7 protein-coding genes are annotated in these 6,513 nt (G+C 66.0%); 2 read left to right on the top strand and 5 right to left on the bottom strand.

Annotated elements, in window-relative coordinates; genetic code table 11:
- The 3 genes from QMB55_RS04255 to QMB55_RS04245 form a co-directional block, all read right to left on the bottom strand.
- The coding region (locus tag QMB55_RS04255; protein ID WP_497587429.1) for a hypothetical protein at window positions 1-380 on the bottom strand (380 nt) is incomplete at its 3' end.
- A gap of 2 nt (window positions 381-382) precedes the next feature.
- Complete coding sequence (locus QMB55_RS04250) at window positions 383-730, bottom strand: FKBP-type peptidyl-prolyl cis-trans isomerase (RefSeq protein ID WP_497587428.1); 348 nt, start codon at window positions 728-730, stop codon at window positions 383-385.
- Between the two features lie 113 nt (window positions 731-843).
- Window positions 844-2,379 (bottom strand): methyl-accepting chemotaxis protein, encoded by a 1,536-nt coding sequence (locus QMB55_RS04245; protein WP_497587427.1) that lies wholly within the window; start codon window positions 2,377-2,379, stop codon window positions 844-846.
- Between the two features lie 239 nt (window positions 2,380-2,618).
- Here QMB55_RS04245 and QMB55_RS04240 point away from each other — a divergent pair, with 239 nt between their 5' ends.
- Both QMB55_RS04240 and QMB55_RS04235 read left to right on the top strand, forming a co-directional pair.
- Entirely contained in the window at window positions 2,619-3,722 is a 1,104-nt protein-coding gene (locus QMB55_RS04240) for an HD-GYP domain-containing protein (RefSeq protein ID WP_497587426.1), read from the top strand.
- Window positions 3,722-4,516 carry a tRNA threonylcarbamoyladenosine dehydratase gene (locus QMB55_RS04235; RefSeq protein WP_497587425.1) on the top strand — a complete coding sequence of 265 codons (795 nt, stop codon included), beginning with the start codon at window positions 3,722-3,724 and terminating at the stop codon, window positions 4,514-4,516. Before QMB55_RS04240 ends, QMB55_RS04235 begins: the two co-directional genes overlap by 1 nt.
- Before the next feature lie 83 nt (window positions 4,517-4,599).
- Here the strand turns inward: QMB55_RS04235 and QMB55_RS04230 are convergent, their stop codons facing one another.
- Both QMB55_RS04230 and msrA read right to left on the bottom strand, forming a co-directional pair.
- On the bottom strand, window positions 4,600-5,559 hold the full coding sequence (locus QMB55_RS04230; protein WP_497587424.1) for an MBL fold metallo-hydrolase: 960 nt from the start codon (window positions 5,557-5,559) through the stop codon (window positions 4,600-4,602).
- Between the two features lie 57 nt (window positions 5,560-5,616).
- Window positions 5,617-6,189 carry a peptide-methionine (S)-S-oxide reductase MsrA gene (gene msrA, locus QMB55_RS04225; protein ID WP_497587423.1) on the bottom strand — a complete coding sequence of 191 codons (573 nt, stop codon included), beginning with the start codon at window positions 6,187-6,189 and terminating at the stop codon, window positions 5,617-5,619.
- Window positions 6,190-6,513: the final 324 nt, after the last annotated feature.

Raw genomic sequence — 6,513 nt, 5'->3', positions numbered from 1 at the left:
TTGAAGTCGCGGCCGCCGCTGCGGTCGCCAAAACCTTCGCGCGGGCGACGCTCGCCGTCACGGTTGAAATCACGACCCGCGCTGCGCCCGCCATCGGGGCCATCCTGGCGCCAGCGCTTGGGGGCGGCGCCATCGGCGCTCGCCGGCCGGGCCACGGAGCGCGGGCGTGAGCCATCCGTCGGTCCGCCGGCAGGCTTGCTCTTGTTGCGCCAATCCTTCTTGGCCTGCGGCGCGCTCGGCGCCGCCGCAACCGGGGCGGCCGAAGGCGCGCGCGAACGCGGCGCCTTGCTCACCCGCAAAGGTTTGCGCTTGGAATTGGCAGCCGCGGCATCCGCCGGTCGATCCGGCAGACGCAGGGTCTTGCGAGGCGTATCGGCCATCGTCAGCCCAGGATGTCGAGCAGTTCGACTTCGAAGACCAGCGTCGCGTTGGGCGGGATCACACCGCCCGCGCCGCGTGCGCCGTAGCCGAGCTGCGGCGGGATGGTGAGCTTGCGCACACCGCCGACGCGCATGCCTTGCACGCCTTCGTCCCAGCCGGCGATGACGTTGCGTCGGCCGAGCGGAAACTCGAAGGGTTCGTCGCGATCCTTGCTCGAATCGAACTTGCTGCCGTCGGTCAGCCAGCCGGTGTAGTGGACGCTGACAAACTGGCCGCTCGCGGCGGTCTCGCCGTCGCCGACCTTGATTTCCTCGATCTGCAGGCCGGTTTCGGTGGTAATGATGGACATGGAGTTTCCTTCGCGTTTAAAAGCGAAGTGTAGACGACCCCTCCCGCCGCGACCAGCTTGACAGACGTCGACTCGCTTTCGTCGCCCCAAAAAACGCCGCGGCCGGCGGCGCCTCAGCCCGAAGCACCGCCCTGCGCCCGCACGAAGAAACCCATCACCTGCTTGAGTGCCTGCGCCTGACCGCCCATTTCGGCCGCCGTCGCGGCCAGTTCTTCCGAGGCCGAGGCACTCTGCTGCGCGGTCTGGTTGAGTATCCCCATCGCGTCGCTGATCTGTCCGACACCGTTGCTCTGCTCGGACGAAGCCTGGGCGATCTCCTGCACCAGCCCGGAGGTCTGGCGGATGGTCGGGATGATCTCGTCGAGCATCTGCCCGGCCGACTCAGCCTGGGCGACCGAGCGGGCTGAAAGCTCGCCGATTTCCTGCGCCGCCTGCCGGCTGCGCTCGGCCAGTTTGCGCACCTCGGCCGCGACCACCGCGAAGCCCTTGCCGTGATCGCCGGCGCGGGCGGCCTCGATGGCCGCGTTGAGCGCCAGCAGGTTGGTCTGGTAGGCGATGTCGTCGACGATGCCGATCTTTTCGGCAATCTGATGCATCGCCGCCATCGTGTCCTTGACCGTTCGCCCGCCTTGCGCCGCCTGCTCCGAGGCGGTCGCCGCCATCCGGTCGGTGCGTTGCGCGTTCTCGCTGTTCTGCTCGATGCTGGCGCTGATCTGCTCGACCGAGGCCGTCGTCTCCTCGACGCTAGCGGCCTGCTCGGAGGCCCCGCGCGCCAGCAATTGCGAGGTTTCGGCAACCTGTTCGGTCGAGTTGAGCAGCGATGCCATCGCGCCCTCGACATTGCCGACGATCGACGCGGTGTTGCCCGAGAGCATGCGGATCGCATGCATGATGCGTCCGGCTTCGGTGTGGTATTCCTCGGCGCGGGTAAAACCGACGCTGCCACCGGCAATGGTGTGACAGGCACGAACCACCTGCTCGAGCACGGCATGGATATGGCCGCCGAGCCCCCATAAGCCGCCACCGAGCGCAAGGGCCAGTGCGCCACCAAGCGCCGCGACAGGCCACTGCCAGGAGGAACCGTCTTCGGCCAGTTTCCAGGTGATGCCGGCGCCGAGCGCGGCAACGAAGAGGGCGACGAGGACGGCCAGCACCCGCAGCCCCGTCCGGAAGCGCAGGGCCTTGAGCCGCCCCAGTCGCCCCCAAACGCCCTGCTCGATGCGGCCTTCGCGCAACGCAACACCGGCGGCACGGCCTTCGCGGAGGCTTCGGTAGAACTCCTCGGCCGCCGTGATCTGCGCCCGCGTCGGCTTGGTGCGCAAGGAAACGTAACCAACCATCTGTCCGTTCTCCCAGAGCGGATTGACGTTGGCCTCGACCCAGTAATGATCGCCGTTCTTGCGCCGGTTCATCACCAGCCCGCGCCAGGGCTTGCCGGCCTTGATCGTCTTCCACAGGTCGGCGAAGGCCACGGGTGGCATGTCCGGGTGACGGACAATGTTGTGCGATGCGCCGATCAACTCCTCGGCAGTAAAGCCACTGATTTCGACGAAGGTCGGATTGGCATACGTGATCCGCCCTTTCAGATCGGTCTTGGTGACGATGAACTGTCCATCGGCGTAATCGTATTCGCGATGGGTCACCGGCATGTTGACTCGCATACAGCACCCCCAAACGCTTCGGCCATGCGCGTCGTCGCCATCCCCATCCAGGCTCACCCACGGACGGAGGCCCCTTGCGCGCAAAAGGGGCGTTGCGGACGTTAACACAGGCATTCGTGCTGTCCATCCGTAGGGGCCGCCACGCACCACGTAAGAACACGGAAGGCAGCGGCAAGGCCGCAGCCTTTCCGCTACACTGAGCGCCATCGCTTTTGTGGAGAATTTTCATGGATGCGCGCCATTTGACCCATCCGACGATCGCCGACCGGCAGGCGCTGGAAGAATTTGTCGAAGCGTTGAGCGACCTCGCGCCGGGGATCGAGCGCGACGTTGCCGACCTGCGTCGGCACGTGGACGACCGCGAAGTCATCGCCAGTCTTTTCCGCGCCGTACACAACATCAAAGGCGACGCGACCCTGAGCAAGGTTGACCTGGCCGTCTCCATCGCCCACCCGATCGAGACGGTTTTGGCCCGCCTGCGCAACGATGAAATCGCCTTCAGTGACGTGCTGGCCGAGGCCATCCTGCTCGCGGTCGACCGACTCGAACTGGCCGCGGAGGCTTTGCTGGCCGGCAAGCCGCTCGCCAACCTGAGCCTTCCGGTGATGGTTGCCGGCCTGGAAGCGCTGTCCACGGCCGAAGCCTCCGCGCTCGACGAGCAGGCAGCGGAGATGATCGTCGCGGTCACCGGGTTTCGCCCCTCGAGTGCCACATCAGGCACTTGGCACGGGCGTCCCGTCGCGCGCAGCCGGGGCACGCGCCCGCAAAGCGAGGATCTGCGCTTCTTCCGCGCCCTGGCCAACCAACTCGAGACGCGCTCGCTGCTTTTCAAAGGGCGCACCACGCGCCTGCTGCGCCTGGCCAACGAAACCAACCTCGAAATGGACAAGCCGGTCGACCCGCTGCAGCTCGAGGCCGCCGTCTACATGCACGACGTCGGAATGATGTTCCTGCCCGAGTCGGTCTGGCTCAAAGTCGATCGCATCACCCCGGAGGAAAAGCTGGCGCTGCACGCGCACCCGGCCCACGCCGCGGGCCTGCTGGGCCGCATGCCCGGCTGGGAGGAAGCGGCCGAGATGGTGGCGCAGCACCACGAACGCCCTTGCGGCGAAGGCTATCCGCATGCGCTGAGCGCCGATGAAATCTGCGCCGGCGCGAAAATCCTGGCCATCGTCGACGCCTTCGAGGCGGTGATGCTCAAGCACATCCACCGCGGCCGCAACCGCTCGGTGCTGCGCGCCATTGCCGAAATCAACGCCTGCGACACCCAATTCGCACCGGAGTGGATCGAACCCTTCAACCGCGTCATCCGACGCACGGTGGAGGCTTGATGTCAGAAGCTGTTGAGACGCCCCCCGAGGTCGACTACACGCGCCGCTTTGCGGGCGTCGCCCGCCTTTACGGCGCCGAGGGGCTGGCGCGGCTGCAAGCCGCGCACGTCTGCGTCGTCGGCATCGGCGGCGTCGGCTCCTGGGCGGCCGAAGCCCTCGCCCGTACCGCCGTCGGCGCGCTGACCCTGATCGACCTCGACATGGTTGCGGAGTCGAACGTCAATCGCCAGATCCACGCGCTTGGCGACGAATTCGGAAAGGCCAAAGTGCGCGCCATGGCCGAACGCATCGCAGCGATCAACCCGGCCTGCCGGGTCCATGAAGTCGAGGATTTCGTCACCGAAGAGAACCTCGATGCGCTGCTCGACGCGGGCTACGACTACGTCATCGACGCCATCGATCAGACGCGGATCAAGGTTGCGATGATCGCCCGTTGCGTCGAGCGGGGAATCCCCATCGTTACCGCCGGGGGCGCTGGCGGCCAGATCGACCCGACGCGCATCACCGTCGCCGACCTCTCGCGCACCGAGCAGGACCCGCTCCTCGCCAAGGTGCGCTCCCAGTTGCGCAAAACCTACGGATTCCCCCGCGACCCGAGGCGCAAGTTCGGTGTCGAAGCGGTTTATTCCGACGAACCGCTACGCGCTCCGGGCGCGGGCGAGGGGGCGGCCTGCGACGCGCGCCCCGCCGGCAGCGGCCTCAATTGCGCCGGCTACGGCTCATCGGTGTGCATTACGGCGCCCTTTGGCCTGTTCGCGGCGGGCATTGTCCTGCGTCGCCTGACGCAGGCCTAGGTTCGACGTCGCTGCACGGTCGGCGGCGAGCCAACATGGAGGGCGCTTGCAGACCATGCGCCGCTCGGCCACGCGGGACCGAATCAGGCCTTGGCCCGCGTGTCCAGCCAGACGCCCAACCCTTGGGCGTTGAGTTCGATATCGTTGGCATGCAGCGCCACGGCGTCCTTGAGCGGCAAGGGCCCCGCGTAACGCAGCAGCTCGTCGCGCACAATGGCTTCGACACCGGCGCGCAGGCGGGCGTGGCGAGCTTCTCCAGTCAAGCCGTCGGCTTCGACACCCAAGGCCAGGCGGACGTGTGCTTTGACCTGACGATGCAGGTCAGCCCCGCGCGCCGGCGCGTCGACCAGGCGCCCGAAATGGGTGAGGTAGAGCGCCGACGGGGCAAAGCCGAGCAACCGGTCGAGCGTGGCGTGCATGGCCTCGGGCTCGAGCTGGACCGGCGTCGTGGTCGGGAACACGAACTGCCGCGCGCCGTCGTCAAGTTCGCGATAGCTGACGCCAAAGTTGTCGCCGGTGAAGATGCCGCCGCTGCCGCGATCGACCACGGCGATGTGGTGACGGGCGTGGCCCGGCGTATCCAGGCAGAGCAGTTCGCGCCCGGCCAAGGTCGCGACGAAACCGTCGTGCGCCTCGACGACACGCGCGGCATCGACCGGGACGATCTCACCATAAAGGCGCTGGGTGGCTTCAACACCGTAAACCGCCTGCGTTCCGGCGATCAGCTTCGATGGATCGATCATGTGCCGCGCACCGCGCGGATGCACCAGAAGCTTGGCCGCAGGGAAAGTCTGCATCATCGCACCGGCGCCGCCGGCGTGGTCGAGGTGCACGTGTGTGAGGATGACCCAGTCGACGGCATCCACCGTCAGGCCTAAGCGCGCCAGCGTCGCCAGGACGGTCGGCAAGGCATGGCTGGTCCCGGTGTCGACCACGGCCACGCGCCCCGATTCGACGATCAGGTGGATGGCCACCAACTGTGGCCGCATGTACACGGCATCGATGGCATAAATACCGTGCTCGTAAGCGGTCACTCGCTCCATCGGCTGCATCACTCCTCGTTTTCAGTTTGGCTCGCCCGTCGAGAAAGGGCGCGAAGCTTAGATTGTATCCGCCCGCTGCAAGCGTGGAAAATTCATCCGGAATTTGCGCAACTTGGGCGCGATCACGACCGCGCAATACGCTTGCCCGGGGTTTCGTCTGAAGTAGGCTTGATGCTCGGGCTCCGCTGCGTAAACGGGTTCTGCGGGCCGTAATTCGGTCACCACCGGGCGCCCCAGCTCGGCTGCGAGCTGCGTGATCGCGCTTTGCGCGGCTTCGCGTTGCGCCTCCGAATGCCAGAAGATCGCCGAGCGATACTGGGGGCCGGTGTCGTGCCCCTGACGGTCGAGGCTGGTCGGATCGTGAATGGCAAAGAAAATCGCCAGCAAATCAGCGTAATCGACCTGTTCCGGCGCGTAGCGCAAAGTCACGACCTCGATGTGGCCGGTCGTCCCGCTGCAGACTGCAGCGTAGTCGGGATCAGGCAGGGCACCGCCACAATATCCCGAGCGCACCTCGGCAACGCCTTCAACCTGCTCGAAAACAGCATGCAGACACCAGAAACACCCGCCACCGAAGGTTGCCTGCAACGTAGCGTCCAGCCCTGTCTCACGCTCGCGATCCGTAATCATCGCCCCTCCTCATGGTCGTCCGTCCGCCGCCCGTGCGGCGACGACGCTTACAAGCATGGGCACGGACCGCGACGACGCGATTAGATCCGCTTCGGAAGTCCAAAGATGCCCGTCTGCTTCGCTAGGACCATGCCCCCGGCGTTTGGTTTTCGCCTGATCAGGCCATGGTTTTGTGACCAAAGCGCGATGAATCGCCGATCAATTGCACGTACGAACGAGAACTGCGGCCAACTCACCGAGCAAACGCAATGTCTTGCGTGCAGCTGCGCCGTGTTTTTGGTAGGTATTGGGAGGTGTTTTGCTGAGGTTTTTGTGTGGGTAAAC

Source organism: Propionivibrio sp. (genome assembly GCF_041441355.1).
GTDB lineage: Bacteria > Pseudomonadota > Gammaproteobacteria > Burkholderiales > Rhodocyclaceae > Propionivibrio.
The sequence above is the reverse complement of the archived record's forward strand: the minus strand, read 5'-3'. Positions and strand labels throughout refer to the sequence as shown.